Below are 26542 nucleotides of genomic sequence, written 5' to 3'. Positions count from 1 at the left end.
CGTCCCGCGCCGCCCAGGGAGCCCGCGCCTGCCCCGCACGATCCTGCTGACGAACATCATGCTGTCCGGCCGCAGCGGCACGGAGGTGGTGACCGAGCAACTCGCCGACGGCCTGCGCCGCCGCGGCCACACGGTGCTGGTCTTCACCCCGCAGATCGGCCCGCTCGGGGAAGGGATGCGCGCCCGCGGCCACCGCGTGGCCGACCGGCCCGGCGCGCTGCCGCGCCCCGACATCATCCACGCCCACCACACCGGCCCGGCGATGGCGGCCCTCGCGGCCCATCCCGGCGTGCCGGGCGTCTTCGTCAGCCACGACGCCGCCGCGCCCTTCGACGCCGCCCCGCCGCACCCGGGCATCCGCCGCGTCCTCGCGGTGGACGAGCGCTGCCGCGCCCGGCTTGTGGATGACGGCCTGGCGCCCGCGGCGGTCGGCCTGCTGCCCAATGCGGTGGACCTCTCGCGCATCCCGCCCCGGCCGCGCCCCCTGCCGCCGCGCCCCGCCCGCGCCGTGGTGCTGACCAAGCACGACGCGCACCTGCCTGCCATCGAAGCCGCCTGCGCCGCCGCCGGCATCGCGCTCGACGCCTATGGCAGCGGCCCCGGCCGCATGACAGAGACGCCCGAGGCCCTCTTCGCCGAGGCCGACCTGGTCTTCGCCACCGCCCGCTCCGCGCTCGAGGCTGCGGCAGCCGGCGCCGGCGTCGTGGTCTGCGACGCGCGCGGCTGCGCCGGCTTCCTCACCCGCGCGGCGGCCGAGGCCTGGCTGCCCTGGAACCTCGGCGCCGGCATCCTCGCCCAGCCGGCCGACCAGGCCGCGATCGCCGCCGCCATCGCCGCCTGGTCCGCGCCCGAAGCCGAGGCCGCGAGCGCCCTGGTCCGCGCCGAGCGCAGCCTCGACACCCTGCTGGACCGCATCGAGGCGCTGCACGAGGAGGTCCTGGCCGAACCCGTCATGCCCGACCCGGCCGCCGAGGCCGCCGCCACCGGCGCCTTCATCGCCGGCTGGGTGCCAAGCTTCGACCGGAACGCGCCCTGGCGCCGCCTCGCCCGCGCCATGGGCGAAGGCTCTGCCGGCGGATCGCTCGACGCCCTGCCCGGCCAGTTGGCCGGGATCGCGGAGGCGCAGGCCGCCCTGGCGGCGGCGCTTGCCCGTGGCCTCGCCGCCCAGGTCGCGGACGCCGAATGCCTGCGTGCCGACCTTGCGGCGCTGCAGGCCGCAACGGCGCTCCAGGCCGCCAGAACCGACGCGCTGCTCCGGCGCGGCCCGATCCGCCGCCTGCGCGACGCCGCCGCCGGCCTCTGGCGCGCCGCCGTGCCGCAGGCGATCCGGGCGCCGCTCTGGCGGTGGCGCACCGGGCGAACCGAGCAGCCGGGCCGGAGCGGATCCGGTTCAGGTGGTCGCCCCTGACCAGGTGACGATGGCGGCCCCACCGGGGGGCTGGCTGGCGCCGGCACCCATGCCTGCCCCCGCCCATCCGGGATGCCGGCGATCCGCGCCGGGTGCTGCGTCGCGTTCGTCAGGCCCCGCGTAGCGCCGCCCCCGGCCTCAGCCCCGCCCCAGCCACGCCGCCACGCTGCGCAGCGGCGTCGTCACCCGCCAGGAGGTCGACGCATAGGTCGCCGCCTGCAGCGTCTCGAGGCTCGCGATGCGATCCCGGAGCCGCTCCATCTCGTCCTGCAAGGCCGCGCGCTCCTCGACATCGCGCACGCGCGCGGCCTCCTCCTCCTCGACCTGCCGCCGCGCCTCCGCCAGGGCCAGCAGCGACGGCGGCACGGCGTCCGGGGCGAAGTGGCGCGCCAGCACGCGCCAGCGGTCCCAGGCGAAGCTCGGCACATGGCTCTCAAGGAAGCCCGCGATCGCCTGGTGATGCGCCGCGTTGGGCGCCACCGCCGAGCGGATGCCCGCATAGATGCCGAGCAGCCGCTCCCCCTGGCTGTCCAGGCCGCAGCGGCGCCGCACGCGCCGCGCGACCTCGCTCGCCTCGGCCGGGTCGTAGGCGGCGATCGCCTCGGCCAGGGCGCGGACCGAGGGCGGGCGCGCCAGCAGGTGGATGCCCCAGTTGAACGCGATCACCCGGTCGACCGCCTCGGGCCGGATCATGCCATGCAGGCCGGGCCCCTCGGTCAGCACCACCGCGCAGCCGGTCGCCGCGGCCTCCAGCGCGCTGCGGCCCGAGGCGAAGACGATGTCGGCCCCGCGATAGAGCCCCGGCAGGTCGTCCGTGACGCGCCCCACCCCCGCGCCCACTTCCTCGAGCTCCAGCCCCGCCGCGGCGCAGGCCTCGCGCACCATCGCCGCCTGCGACCCGTACTTGGTGACCAGCGCCGCGCGCCGCGGCCGCGGCGGCAGCGCCGGCCGCGGCGCGAAGCGGTCGAGGTCCACCGCGTTGGACATGATCTCGATGCGCGATGCCGGCAGCGATGGCGATGCCCAGCGCTGCGCGACCAGCGAGGAGACGGCGAAGTGGCGGCGGATGCCCGGATGCTCGGGCGGTCGGTCGAACTCGGCCTCGACGCTGTGGCTGACGAAGATCGCCGGCGCCGCCGGGAAGGCGGCCAGCGCCGTCATGGTCGGCCCGGCATGGTGGCCGTGGATCACGTCCGGCGGATCCTCGATCGCACCGATCCGGTCGTGGACATGGTGGCCGCGCGAACGCATCGCCTCGCCCAGCGGGCCCACCAGCGGCGCATAGACGATCGGCGTATGACCGGCCCGCCGGAACCAGTCGGCGAGTTGCTCGATGAATATTTCGGTGCCGCTGCGGGTGGCGACCATGATGTTGGTCAGGAGAATGCGCAATCCGCCTGACCGGCGCGTCGTCACGGTGCCGGGGACACTGTCGGGCATCTGGCGAGTATTACCGGATATTTATGCGAAGACAACCATTGCGCGATAATCAGCGCATGACCCCGCACACAGGTAGTATCCGCGTCCCGGGCGGGCCGCGTCAGCCGGCGCTGCCCAGGCGCACCGCGCAGCCCGCGACCCCGCCGCGCGCCGGAACGCCCCCCGGCTTCAGCCCGCCTCGTCCTCCTCGACCATCGCGTCCTTCAGCTGCTCCGTGCTGATCAGCAGGATCTTGCGGTGGTCGAGGATCTGCGGCGCCTGGTGCTGCAGCACCTCCCACCGTTCCTCCACCGCGTCGAGCGCGGCGTCGAGATCCGGGAAGGTCTCGGTCTCGGGCGCGGCGCCGGAGGCGCGCCAGCGCAGGTGGACGGGGCCTTGGGTGCTCATGACGGTCCTGCCGGAATATTGATCGGATCGGGCAGGGATATTCGCTTCGGCAGGCGCCGACAACTTGCGCCCGACCCGGGCTCGCAGGCTATGAAGGTGCAATGCGGAATGTTCATGCGGCATTGCGTCACTTGGTGCAAATGCGTCGGGGCCGCGTCGTCGCATGATGGGCGCCCTACGAATCGCACATCTGACGCCGACCTTCTTCTCGGACGCTTCGGTCATCGGCGGTGGTGAGCGATACGTCGACTACCTGGTCCGGGCGCTCGCCACGACAGGCGGGTTCATCCAGGACGTGGTATCGATCGGTACGGCCGCATCGACGCGCAGCATTGCGCACGCCACGCTGCGCGTCTTCGTTAATGATGCGCCGCGAGCCGGGGCGATGGGCGGCGTCTCGGCATCCCTGCGCGAGGCAATCGGCGATTACGACCTCGTTCACATCCATCAATCGCTCACCACCTCCGGCGCCTATTGCACGGCGCTCGCCCGCTCGGCCGGCGTGCCGGCGGTCGGCACCGACCTCGGCGGCGGCGCCGACGAGCTGATGCTCCGCCGGGGCGGCATCGAACTCCTCGACGGCGTGATCTCCATTTCCGACTTCGCCCACCGCCTGCTCGGCGGCGCCTTCACGGGCCGCGCCGAGGTGATGATCGGCCCCGTGGACACCGATGCCTTCGCGCCCGACCCAGCCGTCGCGCGCGATCCGCGCATGGTGCTCTGCGTCGGCCGCATCCTGCCCCACAAGGGCGTCGACCGGATCATCGACGCCCTGCCGCCGGACCTGACCCTCGTCGTCCTCGGCCGCGTCTACGACGAGGCCTATCACGCGCTGCTGCTTGACCGCGCGCAGGGGCGCGACGTGCGCTTCGTCCACGACGCCGACGATGCGGCGCTGCTCGGCTTCTATCGTCGCGCCGCGATCCTCGTGCAGGCGTCGACCGCGCGCGACGTCTACGGCCGCGCGATCGAGAAGCCCGAGCTGATGGGCCTGACGACGCTCGAGGCCATGGCCTGCGGCCTGCCCGCCATCGTCTCCGACGCCGGCTCGCTGCCCGAGCTCGTCCCCGATCCCCGCTTCGGCCGCGTCTTCTCGACGCGGGACGACCTCGCCGCCCTGCTCGGCGCGGTGGCCGAAGGCCGTTGGCCCGACCCTGGCGCCGCCAGTCTCGCCCGGGACCACGTCGTCGCCACGCACGGCATGGTGGCGATCGGCGAACGGCTCGCCGCCTTCTACCGGGCGGTGCACGCGGCGCCGCGCTGGGGGCGCTGATGCGGATCCTCGTCGTCAGCAACCTGTTCCCCCCGGTCGTCATCGGCGGCTACGAACTCGGCTGCGCTAAGGCCGCCGCGGGGCTGCGCGGCCGCGGCCACGACGTCCGCGTGCTGACAACATGGTCGCACCTGCCCCGCCACGCTGAGGCGCTACCCGGCGAAGTGCGTCGCCTGGACTTGCCCTGGCTCATCCCAGAGCGACCGGCCGATCGAGGCGCGCAGGCATGGCTCGATTACGCGGCAATGTGTTCGTCACTGCCCAACACCATGGCGCTGCTCGATGAACTCCGCGCCTTTCGTCCGGACGTCGTCTACGCGTGGAACCTTGTTGGCATCGGCGGCGCTGCCTTGGTCGACCTGCTCGACATCAGCGGTCTGCCTTGGGTGTGGCACCTGATGGACCGTGCGCCGGCGGACATCATGGCCTCCGTCACCGATGGTATCGGCGGCCTGTTCGGACAGGGGCTGCGTGCCTTGCGCCGAGGCAAGGTGATCGCGATGAGCCGTCACCTCGTCGACGAGATCGAGTACGTGGCCGATGACGCTTTCCCCATCCCGGTCGAGATCATCCCTGGGTGGGCGGACGCGGCGGATACGCTGCCGCACCTTCCCTACCTTCGCGGCGGAGTCGCCCGCTTCGTGACCGCAGGCGCCATGCACGCCCACAAGGGCATCGACCTGATCCTCGAGGCGAGCCGGATGCTCAAGTCCGAAGGCCTGCGCTTCGAGGTAGATTTATTTGGGGCTGGTGAGGTTTCCCACTACATCGGGCTCGCCCAGTCGCTTCAGGTGCAGGACGTGGTGCGCTTCCATGGTCCTCGAACGCAGCAGGAATTGATGAGGCTCTATCGCAGTTACGACGCTTTTCTTTTCCCGACCCACGAGCGCGAACCCTTCGGATTCGCCCCGATTGAGGCCGCTGCCGCAGCAACGCCGCCGATCATGACCGCGAATTGTGGTGCGGCCGAGCGACTTGTCGGAGGCGTCCATTGCCTCAAGATCCCCCGCTCAGCGGAAGCCCTCGCAGGCGCGATGCGTCAGGTTGCCGCCCGGGCGGTCGACATCGCGCGAGTTGGCCGTGCCGCGCGTCGCCTGGTGGAGGAAGACCTCTCTTTTCGCCGCTGCCTGGATCGCATCGAGGCCGTCCTGCGCGAAACCAGCAGCAAGCCGTCGGTCCGGCGGGTCGACGATCCTTCATTGACCGCCCTGGCCTTCCTGAAACACAACCTTTCTGTGCGCCTCAGGTTCGGTTGAGGTTGGTGGAAACGGCCATGGACTTGAACAACCTTCGGGCGCGGGGCATCTCGCCGACCCCGCGCGGCAGAGTTGCGAACCCGATCCGCCGACTGCTCTGGCCATTCAACGCTCCATATTACGGCGCCCTGCTCGCGGAGATCGACGCCTTGCGCTTGCAGATCAGGGCGCAGCAGCCGCGTCCGACGCAGCGAGAACGCGCCGATCCAGACATCGACGCCATTCGCAAGGACCTCATGGCCATCGCCCACCGCCTCGCCTCGCTCGAGGAGCGCGGCGAGCCCGCCGGACCGGGCGAAGCCGCGCGCCCCTCCTACGCTCAGTGCGGGGAGGACCGCATCGTCGCCTACCTGCTGCGCATCGCGGGCGCGCCGCAGGCGATCCGCTACCTCGACATCGGCGCCGCCATCCCCGATGGCGACAACAACACCTTCCTCTTCTACCGCGACGGCGGCAGCGGCGTGCTGGTCGAGGCCGAGCCCGCCTACCTCCCCGCCTATGCCGCGCTACGCCCGCGCGACGCGGTCGAAGCGGTGGCCGTGGTGCCCGCGGCCCGCCGCCCCCCCGGCGGCACGGTCGAGGTGCTCCTCGCCGAGAACCCCGGCTGGACCTCGGTGCTGCCCGAGCGGATCGAGGAAGCGGCCCGCCTCGGCAAGGGCGGCCTGCGCGAACGCATCACCGTGCCGGCGGCGACCATCGGGGAAATCCTCGACCGCCACTTCGCCGGGCAGGAGCTCCATCTCCTCTCCCTCGACGTCGAGGGCATCGACGAGGAGGTCGTGCGCGAGATCGACTTCGCCCGCTACCGCCCCTGGGTCATCGTCATCGAGACCATGGGCGCACCGGGTCCCGAAGCCTTCCTCGCCGGCCACGGCTACGCGCTCTACGCGGACACGCACGTCAACCGCATCTTCGTCCGCCGCGACGTGCTCGAACGCGCGGCGCACTGACGCCCACCCTCGACGTCCGCCCTCCATCCGCCATGATGGCGGCAACACCCGGAGGAACCCCATGGCCCAGCCACGCAGGACCGCGCTGATCACCGGCGCCGGTCGCAACATCGGCCGCGCCGTCGCGCTCGGCCTCGCCGAGGACGGCTTCGACATCGTCCTCAACGGCTCCGCCGACCGCGCCGCCTGCGAGGCCGTCGCCGCCGAGGCCGCCGCGCGCGGCGCCGCGACCCTGGTCGCCATGGGCGATGTCGGCACGCCGGACGGCTGCGCCCGCATCGCGGCGGAGGCCATCGCCCGCTTCGGCGCCGTCGACGTGCTGGTGAACAACGCCGCGCTGCGCCCCGCCAGGCCCTTCCTCGAGACCACCGAGGAGGAATGGCAGCGCGTCATCGCCGTCGACCTCGACGCCGCGGTCCGGCTCTCCCGCGCCTGCCTGCCGGGCATGCTCGCCGCCGGCTGGGGCCGCATCATCAACTTCACCGGCATGAACGCGATCCACGGCTATGGCGGCCGCGCGCCGGTCAGCGTCGCCAAGCACGGCGTCTGGGGCCTGACCAAGGCGCTCGCGAAGGAATTCGGGCCGCAGGGCATCACGGTGAACGCGATCTCGCCCGGGCCGATCGCCGCCGACGAAGCCCCGTCCGATCCCGCGGCCGTGGCCTACCGCGCCAAGGCCGTCGCGCGCGTGCCGGTGGGGCGCGAGGGCACGCCGGCCGAGGTCGCCGCCGTCGCGCGCCTGCTCGCCTCGGCGGCCGGCGCCTACGTCAACGGCCAGATGCTGCAGGTGAACGGCGGGGCCGAGACCTGAGGTCGTCGTCGCGGGCCCGCGCCCCCATCCGGCCACCCACGTCGGTATCCTGGAATGGGTGGCCAGGTGGGCGCGTGGGCCGGCGCCGCACACCGGACTGCGCCCTGCGGCGCAGTCCGAACGCCGCCTTCAGATGAAGACGCCCGTGAGAATCCGCACCGCGATGTTCACCACGATCGCGACGCCGATCACCGCCAGGGTGAAGGTCAGCGCCTTCTCCTGCGGCACGCGCATCACCGTCGGCACGCCGAGGTAGAGCGTGTAGAGCGAGTAGAGCCCGCCCACGAGCGCGACGATGCTGCCCAGGATCGGGATGATGATCGCAGCCCCCGACACCCAGGCCACGGTCGGCGAGAACACCGCGAGCTTCAGCGCCGCATCCGGGTCCTGCGGCCCGCCGAACTTCGGCGCCAGGATCTCGATGATCTTCGCGATCACGAAGACCCCGACCACCGACAGGATGTAGCCCACGATCATGCTCGTCAGGCCGGTGAAGAAGAATCCGACCATGGCGAGCAGCAGGAACCCCGCGATCGCCGGGATCGCCGCGAGCGGCATGACGTAGCGGGTGAAGACCGGGGCCAGCTCGATCGGCTCGCGCGCGATCGTCTGCCATTCCTGCGCGGGCGACAGCGCCATGCCCTTGATGCGCGCGATCAGCTGCTCCACGTGGCTCCCCTTTGCCCTCGTTCCTGCGCCGATACTGCCCAGGCGCGGCGCGCCGGGGCAAGGCCCGCATGCTGGCCGCGCGCCGGGGCTTCTGCCAGCCTGCGCCCATGTCCGATTCGGCCCTTCCGCGCTGGCGCGACCGGCGGCACCTGGTGATGCTCGCGCTCGGCTTCTCCGCCGGCGTCCCGCTGCCCCTCGTCGCCGGCCAGGTGCTGCGCCAGTGGTTCACCGAAAGCGAGCTCTCGCTCGGCGCCATCGGCATGACGGCGCTGATCGGCCTCGCCTACGCGAACAAGTTCCTGTGGTCCCCCGCGCTCGACGGGCTGCGCCCGCCGCTGCTGCGCGGCCTCGGCCAGCGGCGGGGCTGGCTGGTCTGCATCCAGGTGGCCCTCGTCGCGACCATCGCCGCCATCGCGCTCACCGACCCGCAGGCCGACCCGCTGCCCACCGTGGCGCTCGCGGTCCTCGTCGCCTTCCTCTCGGCCAGCCAGGACATCGTCATCGACGCCTACCGCATCGAGATGCTGGGCGATGACGACGGCGCGCAGGCTTACGGCCTTGCCGCCTATGTCTGGGGCTACCGCCTCGCGCTGCTCGCCTCGGGCGCGGGCACGCTGCTGCTGGTCCAGCACATCGGCTGGCAGGGCGCCTACCTCTATGGCGCGGCGCTGCTGGTGGTGGGCCTCGCCGCCACCCTCGCCGCGCCCGACGCGCCGCACGCCATCCCCAAGGTCTCGGGCTGGAAGGCGCGGCTGCGCGTCTCCGTGGTCGAACCCTTCCGCGAATTCACCACCCGCCCCCTTTGGTTCGCGATCCTGCTCTTCATCTCGCTCTACAAGCTGGGCGAGGCGCTGGCCGGCGTGATGACCACGCCCTTCTACCGCTCGCTCGGCTTCACGCGGGAGGACCTCGCCTTCGTCGCGACCGGCTTCGGCATGTTCGCGACCCTCGCCGGTGCGCTCGCCGGCGGCTGGCTGGTCGGGCGCATCGGCATGGGCCGCGCCCTGGTCTGGACCGGCATCGGGCAGATGACCTCGAACCTGATGTACGTCGCGCTCGCCCATGCGGGGCATTCCATGCCGATGCTCTGGGCGCAGGTCGGCGTCGAATCCTTCACCGACGGTCTGGCGGACGCCGCCTTCCTCACCTGGCTGTCGTCGCTGACCAGCCGCGCCTTCACCGCGACGCAATACGCGCTGCTCTCCTCGCTGGCCGCGCTGCCGCTGCGCACCCTCGCCGCCACCGCCGGCCGCCTGGCCGAGGCCATGGGCTGGCCCGCCTTCTTCCTGCTGACCACCGCGGCGGCGCTGCCGGCGATGGCGATCATGCTCTTCCTCCTCGCCCGCCTGCCGCCGTCCAAGCCGGAGCCGTGACCGGCGCCCGCCGCGACGAGGGCCTGCCGGCCACCTTCGCGGTCGACCTGCGCGCGGCGAACCCCATGGAGGGCCTGCGCAGCGGCATCGCCATCGCGAGCCTCGTCGCGCTCGCCGAATGGATCCACGCCCCCTGGCTGATGGCGATCGCGCTCGCCGCCTGGCTCACCTGCCTCGCCGACCCCGGCGGGCCGCTGCCGGGCCGGCTGCGCGCCATGGCCGCCTTCGGCCTGGCGGGGGCGGCGATCGACGCGGGCTACGGCATCCTGCTCGGCAACGCCCCCGGTGCCGTCACCGCGGCGCTCGCCGGGCTGGGCATCTTCGCGCTGTCGATGCTGCGCGCCGTCGGCGCGACCGGCCTGCAACTCGGCACCGTGTCCTGCCTCGTCGTCGTGCTCGGCCTGCGGCGCATGCTCACGGCCGGCGATGCGGTGGCCGAGGTCGCACTCCTCTTCCTCGCCGGCGCCGCCTGGGCGCTGCTGCTGACGGTGCTGCTGTGGCGGCTGCGGCCCTTCCAGACCGCCCGCGCCGCGGTGGGCCAGGCCTGGCGCGACCTCGAGGGCCTTTCGGCCGATCTCCTCGCCTTGCTGCGCCACCCCGGCGAGGAGTCCGGGGAATGGCTCCGCCACGCCCGCGCCCATCGCCGCCAGGTGCGCGCCTCGCTCGAGGTCGCGCGCGCCCGCGCCGTCGCGCATGCCGAGGCGCTGCGCGACGCCGCCGGCCGGCTCGATCCCGTCTGGGCCCGGCTCGACGCCGCCGAGCAGGCCTTCGACGCCCTCGTCGCCCTGCCCGACAGCCTCGGCCGCGATCCCGCCCCGCCGGTGCGCGAGGCCGCCGCGCGGCTGCTCGATCGCCTCGGCGCCATGCTGGCGGCGCTCGCCACGGCAACGACGCGCGGCATGCCCGCCGGGCCCGGCGCCGATCCGGCCAGCCTCGACGGCCTCGCGGATGCCCCCGGCGCCGAGCCTCTGCGCCCCATCATCGCCCGCCTGCAGCGCGCCTTCGCCCAGGCCGCCGCCCCCGCGATCGGGGAAGGCGCCGCCCGTCCCGCACCGCCCGCCCCGCCATCCCCCTGGACGACGCTGCGCGCCCAGCTCACGCCGCGTTCGGCCGTGGCGCGCCACGCCGCGCGGATCGGCCTCGCCGCCGGGCTCGCCACCGCCGCGACGCTCCCCTGGCCCGCGGGCCACGCCTACTGGATGACGATCTCCCTGATCCTCACCCTGCAGCCCGACGTGGCCCAGACCATGGCGCGTGCCGCCGAGCGCACCGGCGGCACCTTCGCCGGCGCGCTGCTCGGCGCGGGCATCGCGCTGCTGCTGCCCTCGCCCATGACGATGGCGGGCGTGCTCCTGCCGCTCGCCGCGACCACCGCGGCGCTGCGGCGCGTCTCCTACGGCGCCTATGTCGGCGGCGCGACGGCGGTGATCGTCGTCCTGCTCGAGGTCGACCATCCCGGCCAGGCCGAGGCCCTGCGCATCGGCCTCGAACGCGCCGGCTACACGCTGGCCGGCGGCGGCCTCGCGCTGCTTGCCGCCGTCGCGCTCTGGCCCGACTGGGCCGGCGAGCGGCTCGACCCCGTGCTGCGCGCCGCCGTCGCGGCGCATCTGCGCTATGCCGCCCTCGGCATCGCCGAACGCCTGGGCGAGGCCGATGCCGCCACCTCGCTGTCCGTGCGCCGCGAGGTCGGCGCCACCAGCGCCGAGGCCGAGGCGCTGCTCCAGCGCGTGCTGCTCGAACATGTCCGCGCGCGGACCGAGGCCTTCCGCGGCGCGCTCGCCATCGATGCCGCGCTGCGCCGCGCCGGCGGGCAGATCGCCGCACTCCGCCTCGCCGAGCCCGCCGGCGATCCGGCCGGCGCCGCCGCCTGGCGCGCCTGGTTCGACGCGGCGGCCGCTGCCGTCGCCGCCGGCGGCGCATTGCCGCCAGCCCCGCCCGGCTGCGACGACCCCGTCCTCGCCGACATCGCCGCGCAACTCATGGCGGCGGCCGAGGCCCTCGCCGGGCTCGGCGTCCCCTGACGCGGCTACAGGACCTCGAACACCGCCTCGGCCGGCCGGCACAGCCGCACGCCGCGCGGGCCGAAGACCACCGGACGCTCGATCAGCACCGGATGGGCCGCGATGGCGTCGAGCAACTGCTCATCCGTCAGCCCCGGATCGCCGAGTCCCAGCTCCGCGAAGGGCGTGCCGCGCTGGCGCAGCAGCCCGCGCAGCGGCAGGCCCGCCCGTCGCGCCGCCTCGACCACCTCGGCGCGCGAGGGCGGCGTCTTGAGGTATTCGACGATGCGCGGCGCGAAGCCCCGCTCGCGGATCATGCCGAGCACCTTGCGCGAGGTGCTGCAGCCCGGGTTGTGCCAGATGGTCACGTCGCTCATGCCGGTTTCTCCCGCGCCCGCCGCCCCGCGACAAGCGGCGCCGAGGCGCCTAGACCGGCCTGACGGAACCCGCGAGGACCCCCTGTGAGCCCCTGGATCGCCACGCCCCTGCTGCTCGTCGCCTCCAACGTGCTGATGACCTTCGCCTGGTACGGCCACCTCAAGCAGCCTTCCTGGCCGATGTGGCTGGCCATCCTGATCTCCTGGGGCATCGCCTTCTTCGAATACTGCCTCGCCGTCCCGGCCAACCGGATCGGCTACGGCACCTTCACCGGCCAGCAGCTGAAGGTGATGCAGGAGGTGATCACGCTCGCCGTCTTCGCGGTCTTCTCCGTTGCCTTCCTGGGCGAGACGATCCGCTGGAACTTCATCGCCGCCGGCCTCTGCCTCGTCGCCGCGGTCGTCTTCATCTTCCTGCCGGTCGAGTAGGGGTTTTCTCCGATCGGACGGCACCGGCCCGCACCTGGCTGCCCGTCCAGGATGCCGTCGCTGGATAGCCGGGTGGGGGTGCGGGCCGGCGTTGCTTCCGGCAGGCCCGGGCTACGAGCGAAGCGGCCGCAGCCGGCGCAGCGCCCCCACGATCGCGGCCGTCGCGCCCTCCCGCCCGCCCAGCGCCGGGCGCTCCACCCACCGCCAGGACAGCGCCGCCAGCACCAGCACGACCGGCAGGCTCGCCAGGGTCAGCCCCCAGCCGCCCCAGCCCTCGGGGTCGAGGCTCACCAGCCCCTGCTGCACCGGGAAGGCATAGAGGTAGGTCCCGTAGGACAGGTCCCCCCGCCGCGCCGGATCGACCCAGCCCGGCAGCCGCGCCTGGCCCGCCCAGTGCACCGCGTAGACCATCGCTGCCGCCGCCGCGACCGCATGCACCGGCCCGCGCGCGAACAGCGACGCCGCCGCCGCCAGCCCCGCGAGCACCAGCAGCACGTCGCCCCGCAGCGGGATGCGGTCCCGGTTCGCCGCCAGCGCCGCCCCGCCCGCGAAATGCAGCCACAGACGCCAGAAGGTCTCCCCGAAGGGCAGAAGCCCCGCCCCGGGCACCAGGAAGTCGAGCAGCATGACCCCCAGCAGCAGGTTGAACGCCAGCCGCCGTGACAGGATCCCCGCCACGCCCAGCAGCCCGACATAGGCGTAGCAGCGCAATTCGTAGGGCAGGCTCCACAGCGACCCGTTCACCACCCGCGGATAGGGATTCGCCTCGAAGACGCCGGGCAGCTCGAAGGCGATCTTCCGCAGCAGGGAATTGCGCAGCAGGAAGGCCCAGGTGCCCTCGGCCGTCGCGTATTCCGCCAGCGGCAGCGTGGTCAGCGCCGCGCCCGCCAGCACCGTGACCACGCAGGCCGCGACCGCCCCCGGCCAGATCCGCAGCCCCCGCGCCACCGCGAAGGACACCAGGCTGCCCCGCCGCAACCAGGACAGGGTGACGAGGTAGCCGCTCAGCGCGAAGAAGACATTGACCGCGAGGTCATGGACCTGCTCGCCCCAGCCCGCGAACGCAGCGAGCAGCGGGCTCAGCGGATCGGTCCCGCGCGTCAGCACGAAGGAATGTCCGAACAGCACGGCGACGGCCGCGCCGATGCGGATCGCCGCATAGCCGTCCGCGCGGCGCGCCCGCCCTGCTGCCTCTCCCGTCACGACGCCCCCGCTCGCGATCGCGTGAGCATAAGCGGCCGCGCAGGTCCCGGCCAGGGCCCCTGTCAACACCCTGCCGCCGCCTTAGGCTCACGACCCATCACCGCATGGGCCGTGACGGGTGCTAACCAGGCACTGTCATCGTTGAGCAAGCGCTCGGATCGCCGATACGCTCACGGTCATCTGGTCAGATGGCTGGCGATCCGGGTGATGTCGGGGCGAGCCATACGCGAAGGCAAGCAGCATGTGGAAACCGCCGACGGCACTGCTCGCCGTGCCGCTGCTCGCAAGCTGCACAACTGTATTCGAAGGTACCCGACAAATACTGCAAATCCGCACTGAGCCGGCTGGTGCCGCCTGCGAACTAACACGGCGCGGATCATTGCAAGCGACGATCTCAGCGACGCCGGCCAATGTCGAGATCGGGCGCGCCCGCGAACCGATCGCGATCTCCTGTCATCTTGCCGGTTTCCGGACATCGGAAAGAACGATCCCATCCTATCCGACAAGGCGCCGCTACGGGTTCCCCATCCCGGGAGGCGGCACCGCCGGCGAGGTGTTGTTCGCTGGGTCTGGCTTCTGGCTTCTTTTCGCGCCCGCCGCCTTGGTGGATGAATCAACCGGAGCGCCCTACAATTATTACCCAGACGAGATCACGCTGGTTCTGGAACCGTTAGCGACCGATACGGTGCGCCAGGACGATCATTGATGGTGGCAGGGGGTCCTGACACGTCGCCACAAGCAATTGGTTGGTCCTGGGTCTAGGCTCCCCCCAACCAAGACCCAGGAGGACCGCGATGCGCGTCGGCGTGCCCAAGGAAGTGAAGGTCCACGAATACCGCGTCGGCCTGGTGCCCGGCTCCGTCCGCGAGCTCGTCCTGCATGGCCACGAGGTCCTGGTCGAGACCAATGCCGGCGCCGCCATCGGCTTCCCTGACGCCGCCTATGCCGCCGCCGGCGCCCGCATCGTCCCCGACGCCGCGACCGTCTTCGCCGAGGCGGACCTGATCGTGAAGGTGAAGGAACCCCAGCCCTTCGAATGGGCGCGGCTGCGCCCCGGCCAGGTGCTGTTCACCTACCTCCACCTCGCCCCCGACCCGGCCCAGACGCAGGGGCTGATGGCATCCGGCTGCACCGCCATCGCCTATGAGACGGTGACCGACGCCGCCGGCGGCCTCCCGCTGCTCGCGCCGATGAGCGAGGTCGCCGGCCGCATGGCCGTGCAGGTCGGCGCCCATTGCCTGGAAAAGGAGGCCGGCGGCGCGGGCATCCTGCTCGCCGGCGTGCCGGGCGTGCCCTCGGGGCGCGTCGCGATCATCGGCGGCGGCGTGGTCGGATCCAACGCCGCGCGCATCGCCAACGGCATGCGCGCCCATGTCACCGTGCTCGACCGCAACCCGCGCGTGCTCAATGCGCTCGACGTCGAGTTCAACGGCATGGTCGACACGCTCTTCGCCACGCGCGACGCCATCGAGCACGCCGTGCTCGACGCCGACCTCGTGATCGGCGCCGTCCTCGTCCCCGGCGCCGCCGCCCCGCGCCTCGTGACGCGGGAGACGGTGGCGCGCATGCGCCCCGGCAGCGTCATGGTCGACGTCGCCATCGACCAGGGCGGCTGCTTCGAGACCTCGCGCCCGACGACCCATGCCGAACCGACCTACGTGGTCGACGGCGTGGTGCATTACTGCGTGACGAACATGCCCGGCGCGGTCGCGCGCACATCCGCCGTCGCGCTGAACAACGCGACGTTGCCCTTCACCCTGCAGATCGCCGACAAGGGCTGGCAGCGCGCCGCGGCCGAGAACCCGCACCTCGCCGCCGGGGTGAACGTGCATGCGGGCGCGGTGACCCATGCGGCGGTGGCGCAGGCGCTCGGGCTGCCGATGGCGGCGCTGCCCGCGTAGCCGGGATCTGAGGGGGGGCGGCCCTTCCTGCCGTCCTCAACGCCGCTCCACGATCTCCCTGAGGCCCAGCCCCCACGACGAGATCGCCTTCAGGAAGGGCAGCAGCGGCACGTCCAGCAGGACCACCTTGTCGGGCGCGAAGATATAGACCGCACCCGACATCGGTGCCGGCGAACCGGGGACGAAGACCAGCAACCGGCCATCCGCGAATTCGTCCATGACGAGGGCAGGGCACTGCCCTTCCTCGATCGCGGCGAGCGCAGGCCGCATCGCGCGGCCACCCCGCTCGAGCAGCGGCCCGTCGCCGGTGAACGCCTTGGCGAGCCGGTATCCGGGGATGCGCTCGAGCAGCAGGGCTTCGAGGACCTCCCGCGTGCGCCGCCCCGCGGCCGATCGGATCGCCAGGCCGATCGCCGCGCAGAGGACGGTGAGCACGACGGCCGCCACGATCGCGGGGTGGCCGAACGGGCCCGAAAGCGGGTCCGCCGCGCGCTCGAGGCGGTTGAAGATGCCCAGCACCAGAAGCACCACGGCACCGATCGGCAGCACGACCATCGCACCATCGAGCAGGGCGCGCGTCAGGGCCTTCATGGGACGTCCTCCGGCAGCAGGTCAGGGAAAGACGCGCGACCAGTCCTCACGCATGGAGATCACCTGCCAGCCGCGCGCCGGCGCCTCGTCCAGCGCGCGCGCCAGACGGCCGACATGGCTTTCGCGGTCATAGGCGAATTCGCGTTCGGCATCGTCATGGCGCACGATCATGGCGAGGCGGCGACCGCTGCCTTCCGTCGTGTAGCGCAGCATCTCGTAGTCGCCGTCGGAATTGCCGAAAGCGATGATCGGGCGCGCGCCGATCTGGCGGGCGATGCCGACCGGCTTGCCAGGACCGTCGTCGATGAAGTCCACATGCGGCTCGCGCATCAGAACGATTCGGCCGCCCTGGTCCTCCGCCTTGAGCGCGAAGGTCGAGCCGACAACCTGATGCGGCGGCACGCCGTAGGTGGCAGCGGAGATGGCACGCACGAACTCCACGCCGCCGCCGGTGACGATGAAGGTCGTGAAACCTCTGGCACGCAGGAAGGCCAGCACTTCCAGCATCGGCTGGTAGGTCAGTTCCGTGAACGGCCTGCGCCAGCGATGGTCGCGCGCCGCGCCGAACCACGACGCGGCGATGCGCTGGAACTCCTCGGGGCTGTTGCCCGCCTGGGCCGCGCCGGCGAGCTTCAGCAATCCCGGCACGCCGGCGGCGGCCACGCCCGCCATGTCGCCCGCGACGGCGGCGCGGAAGACCGGATCCTGCTGCCATTCCGGATGACGAGGCGCGAGTTCGCGAACGCGGTCGAGGACGAAGAATACCTGAGTATAGGCCGGCTGCTCCACCCAGAGCGTGCCGTCATTGTCGAAGACGGCGATGCGATCGGCAGGCCGCACGAAGTCCGCCGCCCCCTCACGCGTGACGGCGCCGACGAAGTCGAGCAGCGCCTGCTTCCGAGGTCCGCTGCGCCAGGACGGCAGCGGATCGGTTTGCGCGTCGGCGAGACGTGGAGCGAGCAGAGCGGCGCCGCCCAGCGCCAGGAGGGCGCGGCGGTGCGCGCCGGCGACACCTTCGGCTGTCGTCATTCTCATCGCTCCCCTTGCTCATCGCTCTCCGGCACGGCTGGGTGCCCAGTGGCAACCGGGCACCGGGACGTCGCGCGGCCGGCGACGCGGCGCCGAGCGATCCCGCCCGGCGCCGTCGTCGCACGCTCCGCGTCCGAACCGGGTGCGCTACTGCCCCCGCTGGTTCCGGATCATCTGCTCGACCTGGCGCTTGACCGCGTCGAGGTTGAACGAGGCCGGGTCCTGCATCGGCGGGAACTCGACGGCGGTCTGCGCGAGTTCGGCGACCAGGCGCTGGACCTCGACGAAGCGCCAGAACTCGCGGGCGTAGAAGTCGTTGAGGTAGCCGGCGCCCGAATTGTTGAGACTCTCGCCACGGACCGAGGGCGTTCGCTCGAACGGATCCTGCCGGAGGTTGATCATGATCGGCATGTCGGTCGTCAGCCGCTCGCCCGGCCATCCGTTGGGCTGCTGGTAGAAGATGAACTTGAAGTCGTCCACGCGCAGCGCGCCGAGCGTGGGTCCGCCGAAGTAGAAGATCTCGTGGCGCGCGGATGGCCCGCGCCCGCGCAACAGGTCGATCTGGTTGTAGCCGTCGAGATGGTTCTTGTACTGGCGCCCGTTCAGCGTCGTGCCGGCGCGCAACTGGTCCTTGATGTTCGGGTTGCCGGCAGCGGCGAGGAGCGTCGGGAACCAATCAAGGCCGGAGAAGATCCCGTTCTCGACCCTGCCCGGCTGGATCTGGCCGGGCCAGCGGATGATCGCCGGCACGCGGAAGCCGCCTTCGTAGATCGTGCCCTTCGTGGCGCGGAAGGGCGTCATCCCGCCATCGGGCCAGGTGAAGACCTCGGCGCCGTTGTCGGTGGTGAAGATGACGATGGTGTTGTCCTTCTCGCCGATCGCCTCGAGATGCTCGAGCAGCGCGCCGATGTTGTCGTCCATCTGCTTCATGCCGGCCTCATAGAGGCCGAAGCGCGTCTCGGCGTTCATCTCCTGCTGGTAGCGCGGCGAGAGGAACGTCCAGATGTGCATGCGCGTGGTGTTGTGCCAGATGAAGAACGGCTTTCCCTCGCGCTTGGACTCGTCCATGAAGCGCTTGCTGTTGTCCACCAGGACTTCGTCGAAGGTCTCCATGTTGTACTTGCCCGGCCGGCCGGCGACCCAGTTCTGCCGGCCTTCCATGTTCGGGAAGGGCGGCAGCGGACCCTCGTCCACGATGCGCTGCTTGCCGATGCGGCCCCAGCGCGGCATCTCCGTCGCGTCGTCGGCGTCGGTCGCCCAGGAATGCACGAGGTTGCGCGGGCCGATCTGGTCCCAGCGGTCGCGCGGGAAGGAATACCAGTAGGGATCCGACATGGCGTCGAGGTGGTAGAGGTAGCCGAAGAACTCGTCGAAGCCGTGCAGGGTCGGCAGGTATTTGTTGAGGTCGCCGAGGTGGTTCTTGCCGAACTGCCCCGTCTTGTAGCCCAGCGCCTTCAGCGCGGTCGCGATGGTGCAGGCCTGGGCAGGGATGCCGACATCGGCGCCGGCCTGGCCGACCGTCGTCAGGCCGGTCCGCAGCGGGATCTCGCCCGTGATGAAATTGGCGCGGCCCGCGGTGCAGGAGGCCTCGGCATAGTAGTCGGTGAAGCGCATGCCCTCGGCGGCCAGGCGGTCGAGGTTCGGCGTGCGGCCCGCCATGATGCCCTGGTGGTAAGCGCCGATGTTGTTCCACCCGACATCGTCGCCCATGATCACCAGGATGTTGGGCGGGCGGCTCTGGCCGCCGGCGGCAGGTTGCGCCGGGCGTTGCGCCGGCGCGGACGTGGCCGGGCGCTGCTGCGCCTGTGCCGTATGGATCGTTGCGCCGATCGCGGCAACGCCGCCTAGCAGCATGTTGCGCCGGCTCAGCCGGCTCGTCGTGTCGTGGTTGCTCATGCCGTATCTCCTGGGCTGGCACTGTGGCGACGAATGCAGCGGAACCCGATGTGGCTCATGCCCGTGTCGACCATCTGCGCGTGGCGGGCCGCAGGGCGGTAGCGACGGCAATAGGATGGCGCACAAAGGAAGGAGCCCCCCTTCACAACCTTGCGCGGGATGCGGATGGCGGGCTGGGCCGGGTCGAAGGACCCCTCGATCGCCGGCCCGCGCGGGTTGACCGGCGCGCAGCACGGCTTCTTCGGATCGGCGGCGTGCTGGGCGGCCCACCAATCCGTCGTCCATTCCCAGACATTCCCGCAGACCTCGTGCAGGCCGTAGGGATTGGCGGGGAAGGACTGCACCGGGCAGGTCCGCTCGAAGCCGTCGGTGGCGAAGTTCCGCCAGGGGAAGGGGCCCTGCCAGGTGTTCGCGACGTGCACCCCACCAGGCGCGAGCTCGTCGCCCCAGGCGAATTCCGCGCCCTCGATCCCGCCGCGGGCGGCGAATTCCCACTCCGCCTCGCTCGGCAGTTCCTTGCCGGCCCAGCGCGCATAGGCCGCGGCATCCTCGAAGGCGACCTGGACGACGGGGTGGTCCTCCCGCCCATCGATGCTGCTGCCCGGGCCTTCGGGCGCGCGCCAATGGGCGCCTGGCGTCCAGTGCCACCAGTTCGAGATGTCGCGCGTGTCGACCGGGCCTTCCGTCATGCGGAACACCAGCGCGCCCGGCACCAGCATGGCGGCATCCGCGCCGGGATAAAGGGCGGGGTCGAGCGGCCGCTCGGCGACCGTCACATAGCCCGTCGCGGCGACGAAGGCGGCGAACTGGGCGTTGGTGACGGTCGTGACGTCCATGTCGAAGGCGCCGACGCGCACGGGATGCGCGGGGCCTTCCTCGGGGTAATGAAGGTCCGAGCCCATCAGGAAGGTCCCGCCGGGGATGCGCGCCATGGCGCCCGTCGCGCCCTGGTCCGGCAGGGCCGGCGCGGCGGCTGCGGCGTTCCGCATGGCCCTGTTCCTCCCTCGGTTCCGCGGCACGGACGTTGCCATCGTTGCGGCGGCGGTGCCCAATGCCGGTTCGGCAATCTTCGATTGCTCGGGGAGGCATATGTTCGAGGTCCGCGACCTCCGCATGGTCCGCGCGATCCATGAGCACGGCAGCCTGGTCAGGGCGGCCCGCGTGCTCGGCATCGCGCAGCCGGCGCTGACGCGGCAACTGGCCGCGCTCGAAGCGCGCCTGCGCGGCCCGCTCTTCGAACGCAGCCCGCGCGGGGTGACGACGACGGACCTCGGCCGGGCGGTGCTGACCGACGCTGGGGAGATCCTCGACCGGCTCGACCGCCTCGGCCGCCACGCCGCCGAGGCGCGCGGCGACCAGGTGCGCGACCTCAACATCGCCGCCGGCGCCTACATCGCCGAGACGCTCGGCCTCGTCGCCGCGTCGCGCATGCTGTCGTTGTATCCGCGCGTGCGCGTGCGCCTGGTCTCGGCCAACTGGGCCGAGGTGCCCCGCGCGGTGCATGAGCGGGAGGCGACGCTCGGCCTGCTCGACCTGCGGGGCTTCGAGCCGGAGATGGGCGACGGCCTCGAAGTCGAACGGCTGCGGCCGCAGCCGGGCGTCTTCGTCGTCCGGCCCGGCCACCCGCTTCTCGGCCGCGCCGGCATCGGCCTTGCTGACATCGTCGCCTATCCGGTGGTGCTGATCGGGCGCATCCCGACGGCGGTCCAGGCGCCGATCGCCGCCGCGCGCGCGGAGGCGAAGGCGGCGGGCCGCACGCATGCGGCCTTCCCGGCCCTGATCCATGAAAGCCCGACCGTCGCGCTGCGCGCGCTCCCGCACTCGGATGCCGTCGTGGCGGTGACGATCGCCATCGCCGCACCGGCGCTGCGGGCCGGCCAGGTCGTCGCATTGCCGTGGCGCGACCCCTGGGTGTCCGTGCATCCAGGGATCATCAGGCTGCGCAACCGCGCGCTGGGGGAGGCTGAGGAGGCCTTCCTCGACCTGCTCCGGACGGCGGACCGCGAGGGCGAAATGGCCGCGTCGGCGTGGTGCGACGAACTCGGGCTGCCGGGCGACTGCACGTAAGGGCGGGACGCAGTTAGGCCGAGGTGACGGGTCGGCGCGCCGCGCCGGCCGCGGATGCGGCTCTTGCGCCACGACGGCGCGGTCCGGCGCACGTTACCTGGGGGCGCGTCAGATACGTCCGACGGCTCACCGCCGAAGACGAAACGGCCCTCGGCACCCGATACCGTTTCCGCCAAGGCCTGTCGGAGGAGCGGGCCCCATGGACGTTGCCTTGCGGGTCAATGGGAACCCTGGCGGGGAGGGCCCGAAAGGGTCAGAACCCCTCCCGGTCAGCCACCTCAATTCCCCCCGCCCCCCGGCGCCCGCAGCACATGCACCGTCGCCGCCCCGTGGCTGCGCGTCGCCAGCATCTCGTAGCCCGGCAGGTCGAGCGTCTCGCCCTCCCCGGTCTCCGCCACCACCAGCGCCCCCGGCGCGATCCACCCCGCGGCGGCAAGCCCCGCGATCGCCAGCGGCACCAGCCCCTTGCCATAGGGCGGATCGAGAAACACCAGCCCGCACGGCACCCGCGCCGGCGGCGGGCGCGTCGCATCCGCGGCGAGCACTGCCGTCCGCGGCTCCTCCTTGCAGGCGCCTATATTCGCGCGCAGCACGTTCAGCGCCGCGCGGTCGCGCTCGATGAAGGTGCAGTGGTCCGCCCCGCGCGACAGCGCCTCGAGCCCCAGCGCCCCGGTCCCCGCGAAGGCGTCGAGCACGAGCTGGTCGTGCACCGCCGTCCGCCCGCCCCAGGCGGCGTGCCACAGCATGTCGAACAGTGCCTGGCGCACCCGGTCCGCGGTCGGCCGCGTCGCCTCGCCTTCCGGCGCGCGCAGCAGTCGTCCGCGGTGGCGCCCGGCGATGATCCTCACGGCGGCGGAATCGCGGCGGCGGCCGGTCTCGGGGTCAGGATGTGGCGCGCCGTCCGCTGCATGACGAACCTATGCAGTGCGCGCGCGCCCGGTGTCGAGCGTCGCGAACATCATACCGGATCGTCACGATCTTCATCTTGGGCCGCCGGGCAATCCGGGCTGGGTCGGCGGGACGACGAAGCTCGACGCCCCGTCTGCCCGGCCTCACTCCTCGCGCCCGCGCCGCCCCTCGCGGCCCCGCACCGCGCGCCGCGGCCCGGCATTGCGCGCCTTGGGTGGCCGCCGCGGCCCCTCGGGCGGCGCCTCCGGCAGCGGCGCCAGCGCCGTCTCCCGCAGCCGCTTCGGCGCATCGAGGCCGAGCTGGTCCCGCAGCACCTTCGCATTCACTTCCTCGACCGCGCCGCGCGGCAGCACGCCAAGCTGGAACGGCCCATAGGCGGTGCGGATCAGCCGCGTCACCTCGAGCCCAAGATGCGACATCACGCGCCGCACCTCGCGGTTCTTGCCCTCGCGGATGGACACGGTCAGCCAGGCGTTGGTCCCCTGCCGGGCATCGAGCCCGGCCTCGATCGGCCCGTACTGCACGCCCTCGATGGTCACGCCGCGCGTCAGCGCCGCGAGCGCCTTCTCATCCACCCGCCCATGCACCCGCACGCGATACCGCCGCAGCCACCCGTTCGACGGCAGTTCCAGCTTGCGCGCCAACTCCCCGTCATTGGTCAGCAGCAGCAGCCCCTCGGAGGTCAGGTCGAGCCGCCCGACGCTGACCAGCCGCGGCAGCCCGGGCGGCAGCTTCTCGAACACCGTCGGCCGGCCTTCCGGGTCGCGATGCGTCGTCACCAGCCCGTCGGGCTTGTGGTAGCGGAACAGCCGCGTCCGCTCCGGCGCGGCCACCACCTTCCCGTCCACCGTCACATGGTCGCCCGGCGTGATGAAGGTCGCCGGCGTCTCCACCACCTTGCCGCCGAGCTTCACCCGACCCTCGGCGATCATCTTCTCCGCATCGCGGCGCGACGCGACGCCGGCGCGGGCCAGCCACTTCGCGATGCGCTCGCCGCGCTTGGGGTCCTCGGCCTCGTCCTCGCTCACCGGCACGCCTCCACGAAGGCCGCGAAGATCGAAGGATCGCGCGGATCGACCGCATATTCCGGATGCCACTGCACACCCAGGGCAAACCGATGCCCCGGATGCTCGACACCCTCCACGACGCCGTCCGGCGCCACCGCGTTCACCACGCCGGCGCCAGCCGTCGCCACCGCCTGGTGATGCGCCGAATTCACCGCCATGCGCGGCGCGCCCACGATGCGCGACAGCAGCGTCCCCTCCGCGATCGCGACCTCATGCCCAGGCTCCGTGCGCGGGTTCGGCTGCTCATGCGGCAGCGCCCCCGCGACCTCGTCCGGGATGTGCTGGATCAGCGTCCCGCCGAAGGCGACCGCGAGCAATTGCTGCCCGCCGCAGATCCCCAGCACCGGCATGTCGCGATCGAGCGCGGCCCGCGTCGCCGCCAGCTCGAAATCCGTCCGCCCCGGCTTCAGCGTCACCTTCGGATGCGGCGCCCCGCCGCCCCACAGCGCCGGGTCCACGTCGAAGGCCCCGCCCGTCACCAGCAGCCCGTCCACCTCGTCCATGTAGGCCGCGGCGAGCTCGGGATGGTGCGGCAGCGCCACCGGCAACCCCCCCGCCGCGATCACGGCCGAGAAGTAGTTCTGCCGCAGCGCGTACCACGGCAGCTTCGACCAGCCGCCGGCCGGTTCGGAATCGAGGGTGACGCCAATCAGGGGTCGCGTGCGCATGCGTCTCTCGTAGCGACCCGCCCCGCGCCGCGTCCAGCGACAGGGCGTGATCTGCCGGTTCGCCGGCGCCGGCCCGCACCCCCACCCGGCCACCCACGTCAGTATCCTGGAATGGGTGGCCGGGCGGGGGAGCGGGCCGGTTGCCGCCAACGCCAGGACTCCCCCCTGGCGCGGCGCCGCCCGCAATGCAAATGATCCTCACATGTCGAGATTCGGCGAACGGCGCGGCTACCACCACGGCAACCTGCGCGAGGCGCTGGTCGAAGCCGCCGTCACGCTCATCGCCCAGCATGGCCCCGCCGGCTTCACCGTCGCCGAGGCCGCCCGCCTCGCCGGCGTCTCCCCCGGCGCCCCCTACCGCCACTTCCGCGACGCCCAGGCCCTCCTCGCCGAGGTCGCCATCCGCGGCTACGAACGCTTCGCCGACCACCTCTCCCGCGCCTGGACCGCCGCCGGCCCCAACCTGCCCGCCGCCTTCGAGGCCCTCGGCCGCGCCTATCTCGACTTCGCCCGGCGCGAACCCGCCTTCTACGCCGCCATGTTCGAAACCCACCTGGCCCCGGAGGACCACCCCGGCCTCGCCGCCGCCGCCGACCGCGCCTTCTCCGTCCTGCGCGAGGCCACCGAGAAGCTCGTCTCCCGCCTGCCCGAGACCGGCCCCCGCCCGCCCGTCCTCATGGTCGCGCTCCACATCTGGTCGCTCTCCCACGGCATCGCCTCGCTCTTCTGCCGCCCCGACGCCTCCCGCCGCAAACTCCCCATGTCGCCCGAGGACCTGCTCGAGGCCGGCATCCTCATCTACCTCCAGTCCCTCGGCCTCGCCGGCCCCCGGTAACGAATTGCAGCACCCGCGCGATTCCACTTGACCCCACCCGTTCCGATCCCCAATGTAAATGTCGCTTGCATTTACATCCCGCAGGCCGAACCCACACGAGGAGCCCCATGTCCGCCACCGCCACCCCCGACGCCGCCGCCTACCCGAGCCGCCGCGAGCGCCGCTGGCGGGACGACCGCAGCCACGGCCCCGCCGGATGGACCCCCTGGAACGCCCCCAAGCCCATCCTCATCGCCGCCATGGTCATCGGCTTCATCGCCTTCTGGCCCATCGGCCTCGCGATCCTGTTCTTCATGATCGGCTCCGGCCGCATCGGCCGCCGCTGGGCCCAGCGCTTCGCCATGGCCCCTAACGGCACCACCGCCGGCCCCTGCGCCTGGGCCCGCTGGGGCGAGGACTCCCAGCCCTCCTCCGGCAACGCCGCCTTCGACGAATACCGCCAGGACACGCTGCGCCGCCTGGAAGAGGAACAGAAGGACTTCGCCGCCTTCCTCGAACGCCTCCGCTTCGCCAAGGACCGCGCGGAATTCGAGCAGTTCATGACCGACCGCCGCACCCGCCCGCCCCAGCCCCCGGCGGACGACCAGCCCCGCACCTGACCGGACCGGGGGGGGCCCGCCCTCCCCGAACCCCCGCCCCACCCCCCATGCGCGACGCCCCCGGCGCTGCGCATGGGCCCCCCGCCGCCAACACCCGAAACCCCCTCGGAACCCACCCCCCGGCGCGCTACACCCCCGCCGGATGACCCACCACCCGGACTTCGAGATCTTCCTCGCCACCGCCCCGGGCCTCGAACCCACCCTGGCCGAGGAAGTCAGCCTCAAGGCCTTCAAGCGCCCGAAACCCGTCCCCGGCGGCGTCATCACCCGCGGCACCTGGCCCGACGTCTGGCGCGCCAACCTCTGGATCCGCGGCGCGACGCGCATCCTCGCCCGCCTCGACGCCTTCCACGTCACCCACCTCGCCCACCTCGACGCCCGCGCCCGCCGCACCCCCTGGGCCGACATCCTCCGCCCCGACACCCCCTTCCGCGTCGAAGCCACCTGCCACAAGTCGCGCATCTACCACTCGGGCGCGGCGGCCGAGCGCATCGCCACCGCCATCCACGCCACCACCGGCGCCCCCCACGACCCCGACGCCGAGGTCACGGTCATGGCCCGCATCGACCACGACCTCTGCACCCTCAGCATCGACACCTCGGGCGAGCCCCTCCACAAGCGCGGCTTCAAGGCCGAGGTGAACGCCGCCCCCCTGCGCGAGACACTCGCCGCCCTCTTCCTCCGCCAATGCGGCTTCGACGGCGCCGAACCCGTCCTCGACCCCATGTGCGGCTCCGGCACCTTCGTCATCGAGGCCGCCGAGATCGCCGCCCGCCTCAACCCCGGCCGCGCCCGCCACTTCGCCTTCGAACGCCTCGCCACCTTCAACGCCGAGGCCTGGGCCCGCCTGCGCGAACCGAAAGCCCGCCCCACCCCCGCGAACCGCTTCCACGGCACCGACCGCGACGCCGGCGCGGTCGCGATGTCCCGCGCCAACGCCGAACGCGCCGGCGTCGCCGCCATCACCGAATTCCACCAGGCCCCGATCAGCGAGGCCCGCCCCCCCGAAGGCCCGCCCGGCCTCGTCATCACCAACCCGCCCTACGGCACCCGCCTGGGCGAGGCGAAATACCTCACCCCCCTCTACCAGGCCCTCGGCCGGACACTGGCGACGCACTTCAAGGGCTGGCGCGTCGGCCTGGTCGCCGCCGACCCGAAACTGGCCCACGCCACCGGGCTGCCCTTCCTGCCGAGCGGGCCGCCGGTGCCGCACGGCGGGCTGCGGGTGACGCTGTTCCGGACTGCGGCGCTGGGGTGACGGCGGGAGGGCTCTGCCCTCCCGCGAACTGGGGTGTGACTGGGGAGCGGGGAGGGCGCCGCCCTCCCCGAAACCCCACCCGCCGAGGGCCGAAAGGCCCTCGGAACCCATCTTGTATGTCGCTGCAATTGTAGCTACATTTCGAA

At 72.5% G+C, this 26542-nt stretch carries 25 protein-coding genes and 1 pseudogene; 14 read left to right on the top strand and 12 right to left on the bottom strand.

Annotated features, from left to right (window positions below):
- The first annotated feature begins 58 nt into the window (after positions 1 to 58).
- Positions 59 to 1408, top strand: a complete 1350-nt coding sequence (locus GWK15_RS12165; protein ID WP_168041604.1) for a glycosyltransferase family 4 protein — start codon at positions 59 to 61, stop codon at positions 1406 to 1408.
- Positions 1409 to 1546: 138 nt separating this feature from the next.
- On the opposite strand, the gene GWK15_RS12160 is transcribed toward GWK15_RS12165, so the two are convergent.
- The gene (locus GWK15_RS12160) at positions 1547 to 2848 is read right to left on the bottom strand and encodes a glycosyltransferase (protein WP_168041603.1); all 1302 of its coding nucleotides are present in this window, start codon (positions 2846 to 2848) and stop codon (positions 1547 to 1549) included.
- 168 nt (positions 2849 to 3016) lie between these two features.
- Complete coding sequence (locus GWK15_RS12155) at positions 3017 to 3235, bottom strand: hypothetical protein (RefSeq protein ID WP_168041602.1); 219 nt, start codon at positions 3233 to 3235, stop codon at positions 3017 to 3019.
- A 163-nt stretch (positions 3236 to 3398) separates the two neighbouring features.
- Between GWK15_RS12155 and GWK15_RS12150 the strand changes: the two genes are divergently transcribed.
- The 4 genes from GWK15_RS12150 to GWK15_RS12135 all read left to right on the top strand — a co-directional run bounded on the left by GWK15_RS12150 (position 3399) and on the right by GWK15_RS12135 (position 7525).
- Positions 3399 to 4508, top strand: coding sequence for a glycosyltransferase family 4 protein (locus tag GWK15_RS12150; protein WP_168041601.1), 1110 nt, complete (start codon positions 3399 to 3401; stop codon positions 4506 to 4508).
- Positions 4508 to 5764 carry a glycosyltransferase family 4 protein gene (locus GWK15_RS12145; RefSeq protein WP_168041600.1) on the top strand — a complete coding sequence of 419 codons (1257 nt, stop codon included), beginning with the start codon at positions 4508 to 4510 and terminating at the stop codon, positions 5762 to 5764. Before GWK15_RS12150 ends, GWK15_RS12145 begins: the two co-directional genes overlap by 1 nt.
- Positions 5765 to 6000: 236 nt before the next feature.
- Positions 6001 to 6714: an FkbM family methyltransferase gene (locus GWK15_RS12140; RefSeq protein WP_168041599.1), complete on the top strand. Its 714-nt coding sequence runs from the start codon at positions 6001 to 6003 to the stop codon at positions 6712 to 6714.
- A gap of 61 nt (positions 6715 to 6775) precedes the next feature.
- Positions 6776 to 7525, top strand: coding sequence for an SDR family NAD(P)-dependent oxidoreductase (locus GWK15_RS12135; protein WP_168041598.1), 750 nt, complete (start codon positions 6776 to 6778; stop codon positions 7523 to 7525).
- Positions 7526 to 7654: 129 nt separating this feature from the next.
- On the opposite strand, the gene GWK15_RS12130 is transcribed toward GWK15_RS12135, so the two are convergent.
- Entirely contained in the window at positions 7655 to 8194 is a 540-nt protein-coding gene (locus GWK15_RS12130; RefSeq protein WP_168041597.1) for a YIP1 family protein, read from the bottom strand.
- Positions 8195 to 8301: 107 nt separating this feature from the next.
- On the opposite strand from GWK15_RS12130, the gene GWK15_RS12125 reads away from it, so the two are divergent.
- Together GWK15_RS12125 and GWK15_RS26570 are read left to right on the top strand one after the other, a co-directional pair.
- Positions 8302 to 9567 (top strand): AmpG family muropeptide MFS transporter, encoded by a 1266-nt coding sequence (locus tag GWK15_RS12125; RefSeq protein WP_168041596.1) that lies wholly within the window; start codon positions 8302 to 8304, stop codon positions 9565 to 9567.
- Positions 9564 to 11588: an FUSC family protein gene (locus GWK15_RS26570; RefSeq protein WP_168041595.1), complete on the top strand. Its 2025-nt coding sequence runs from the start codon at positions 9564 to 9566 to the stop codon at positions 11586 to 11588. The genes GWK15_RS12125 and GWK15_RS26570 overlap by 4 nt, the downstream gene beginning before the upstream one ends.
- A gap of 5 nt (positions 11589 to 11593) precedes the next feature.
- On the opposite strand, the gene arsC is transcribed toward GWK15_RS26570, so the two are convergent.
- The gene (arsC, locus tag GWK15_RS12115; RefSeq protein ID WP_168041594.1) at positions 11594 to 11944 is read right to left on the bottom strand and encodes an arsenate reductase (glutaredoxin); all 351 of its coding nucleotides are present in this window, start codon (positions 11942 to 11944) and stop codon (positions 11594 to 11596) included.
- Positions 11945 to 12028: 84 nt separating this feature from the next.
- On the opposite strand from arsC, the gene GWK15_RS12110 reads away from it, so the two are divergent.
- Positions 12029 to 12373 (top strand): DMT family protein, encoded by a 345-nt coding sequence (locus GWK15_RS12110; protein ID WP_211844005.1) that lies wholly within the window; start codon positions 12029 to 12031, stop codon positions 12371 to 12373.
- A gap of 111 nt (positions 12374 to 12484) precedes the next feature.
- On the opposite strand, the gene GWK15_RS12105 is transcribed toward GWK15_RS12110, so the two are convergent.
- Positions 12485 to 13576, bottom strand: coding sequence for an acyltransferase family protein (locus GWK15_RS12105; RefSeq protein ID WP_168041593.1), 1092 nt, complete (start codon positions 13574 to 13576; stop codon positions 12485 to 12487).
- Between the two features lie 241 nt (positions 13577 to 13817).
- Between GWK15_RS12105 and GWK15_RS12100 the strand changes: the two genes are divergently transcribed.
- Positions 13818 to 14282 (top strand): hypothetical protein, encoded by a 465-nt coding sequence (locus tag GWK15_RS12100; protein ID WP_168041592.1) that lies wholly within the window; start codon positions 13818 to 13820, stop codon positions 14280 to 14282.
- An 88-nt stretch (positions 14283 to 14370) separates the two neighbouring features.
- Positions 14371 to 15477: an alanine dehydrogenase gene (gene ald, locus GWK15_RS12095; RefSeq protein ID WP_168041591.1), complete on the top strand. Its 1107-nt coding sequence runs from the start codon at positions 14371 to 14373 to the stop codon at positions 15475 to 15477.
- 36 nt (positions 15478 to 15513) lie between these two features.
- On the opposite strand, the gene GWK15_RS12090 is transcribed toward ald, so the two are convergent.
- The 4 genes from GWK15_RS12090 to GWK15_RS12075 form a co-directional block, all read right to left on the bottom strand.
- Entirely contained in the window at positions 15514 to 16068 is a 555-nt protein-coding gene (locus GWK15_RS12090; protein WP_168041590.1) for a DUF502 domain-containing protein, read from the bottom strand.
- Positions 16069 to 16089: 21 nt separating this feature from the next.
- Positions 16090 to 17097, bottom strand: coding sequence for an HAD family hydrolase (locus GWK15_RS12085; RefSeq protein ID WP_168041589.1), 1008 nt, complete (start codon positions 17095 to 17097; stop codon positions 16090 to 16092).
- 147 nt (positions 17098 to 17244) lie between these two features.
- The gene (locus GWK15_RS12080) at positions 17245 to 18993 is read right to left on the bottom strand and encodes an arylsulfatase (RefSeq protein WP_168041588.1); all 1749 of its coding nucleotides are present in this window, start codon (positions 18991 to 18993) and stop codon (positions 17245 to 17247) included.
- A complete protein-coding gene (locus GWK15_RS12075) occupies positions 18990 to 19982 on the bottom strand; it encodes a formylglycine-generating enzyme family protein (protein WP_168041587.1) in 993 nt (330 codons plus the stop codon). The genes GWK15_RS12080 and GWK15_RS12075 overlap by 4 nt, the downstream gene beginning before the upstream one ends.
- A gap of 100 nt (positions 19983 to 20082) precedes the next feature.
- On the opposite strand from GWK15_RS12075, the gene GWK15_RS12070 reads away from it, so the two are divergent.
- Positions 20083 to 21060 (top strand): LysR family transcriptional regulator, encoded by a 978-nt coding sequence (locus GWK15_RS12070; protein WP_168041586.1) that lies wholly within the window; start codon positions 20083 to 20085, stop codon positions 21058 to 21060.
- 278 nt (positions 21061 to 21338) lie between these two features.
- Here GWK15_RS12070 and rsmD read toward each other — a convergent pair.
- The 3 genes and pseudogenes from rsmD to GWK15_RS12055 form a co-directional block, all read right to left on the bottom strand.
- Positions 21339 to 21911, bottom strand: a pseudogene (gene rsmD, locus GWK15_RS12065) (16S rRNA (guanine(966)-N(2))-methyltransferase RsmD); the annotation flags it as partial.
- A 201-nt stretch (positions 21912 to 22112) separates the two neighbouring features.
- Positions 22113 to 22997, bottom strand: coding sequence for a pseudouridine synthase (locus GWK15_RS12060; protein WP_168041584.1), 885 nt, complete (start codon positions 22995 to 22997; stop codon positions 22113 to 22115).
- Complete coding sequence (locus GWK15_RS12055) at positions 22994 to 23704, bottom strand: gamma-glutamyl-gamma-aminobutyrate hydrolase family protein (protein WP_168041583.1); 711 nt, start codon at positions 23702 to 23704, stop codon at positions 22994 to 22996. Before GWK15_RS12055 ends, GWK15_RS12060 begins: the two co-directional genes overlap by 4 nt.
- 202 nt (positions 23705 to 23906) lie before the next feature.
- Between GWK15_RS12055 and GWK15_RS12050 the strand changes: the two genes are divergently transcribed.
- From GWK15_RS12050 to GWK15_RS12040, 3 genes are all read left to right on the top strand, one after another.
- Positions 23907 to 24539, top strand: a complete 633-nt coding sequence (locus GWK15_RS12050; protein ID WP_168041582.1) for a TetR/AcrR family transcriptional regulator — start codon at positions 23907 to 23909, stop codon at positions 24537 to 24539.
- 107 nt (positions 24540 to 24646) lie between these two features.
- Positions 24647 to 25138: a DUF2852 domain-containing protein gene (locus GWK15_RS12045; RefSeq protein ID WP_168041581.1), complete on the top strand. Its 492-nt coding sequence runs from the start codon at positions 24647 to 24649 to the stop codon at positions 25136 to 25138.
- A gap of 142 nt (positions 25139 to 25280) precedes the next feature.
- Positions 25281 to 26396: a THUMP domain-containing class I SAM-dependent RNA methyltransferase gene (locus tag GWK15_RS12040; RefSeq protein WP_168041580.1), complete on the top strand. Its 1116-nt coding sequence runs from the start codon at positions 25281 to 25283 to the stop codon at positions 26394 to 26396.
- Positions 26397 to 26542: the final 146 nt, after the last annotated feature.

The sequence above is a fragment of the Neoroseomonas oryzicola genome (genome assembly GCF_012163135.1).
GTDB classification, from domain to species: domain Bacteria; phylum Pseudomonadota; class Alphaproteobacteria; order Acetobacterales; family Acetobacteraceae; genus Neoroseomonas; species Neoroseomonas oryzicola.
This window is presented reverse-complemented; position numbering and strand designations above follow the sequence as displayed.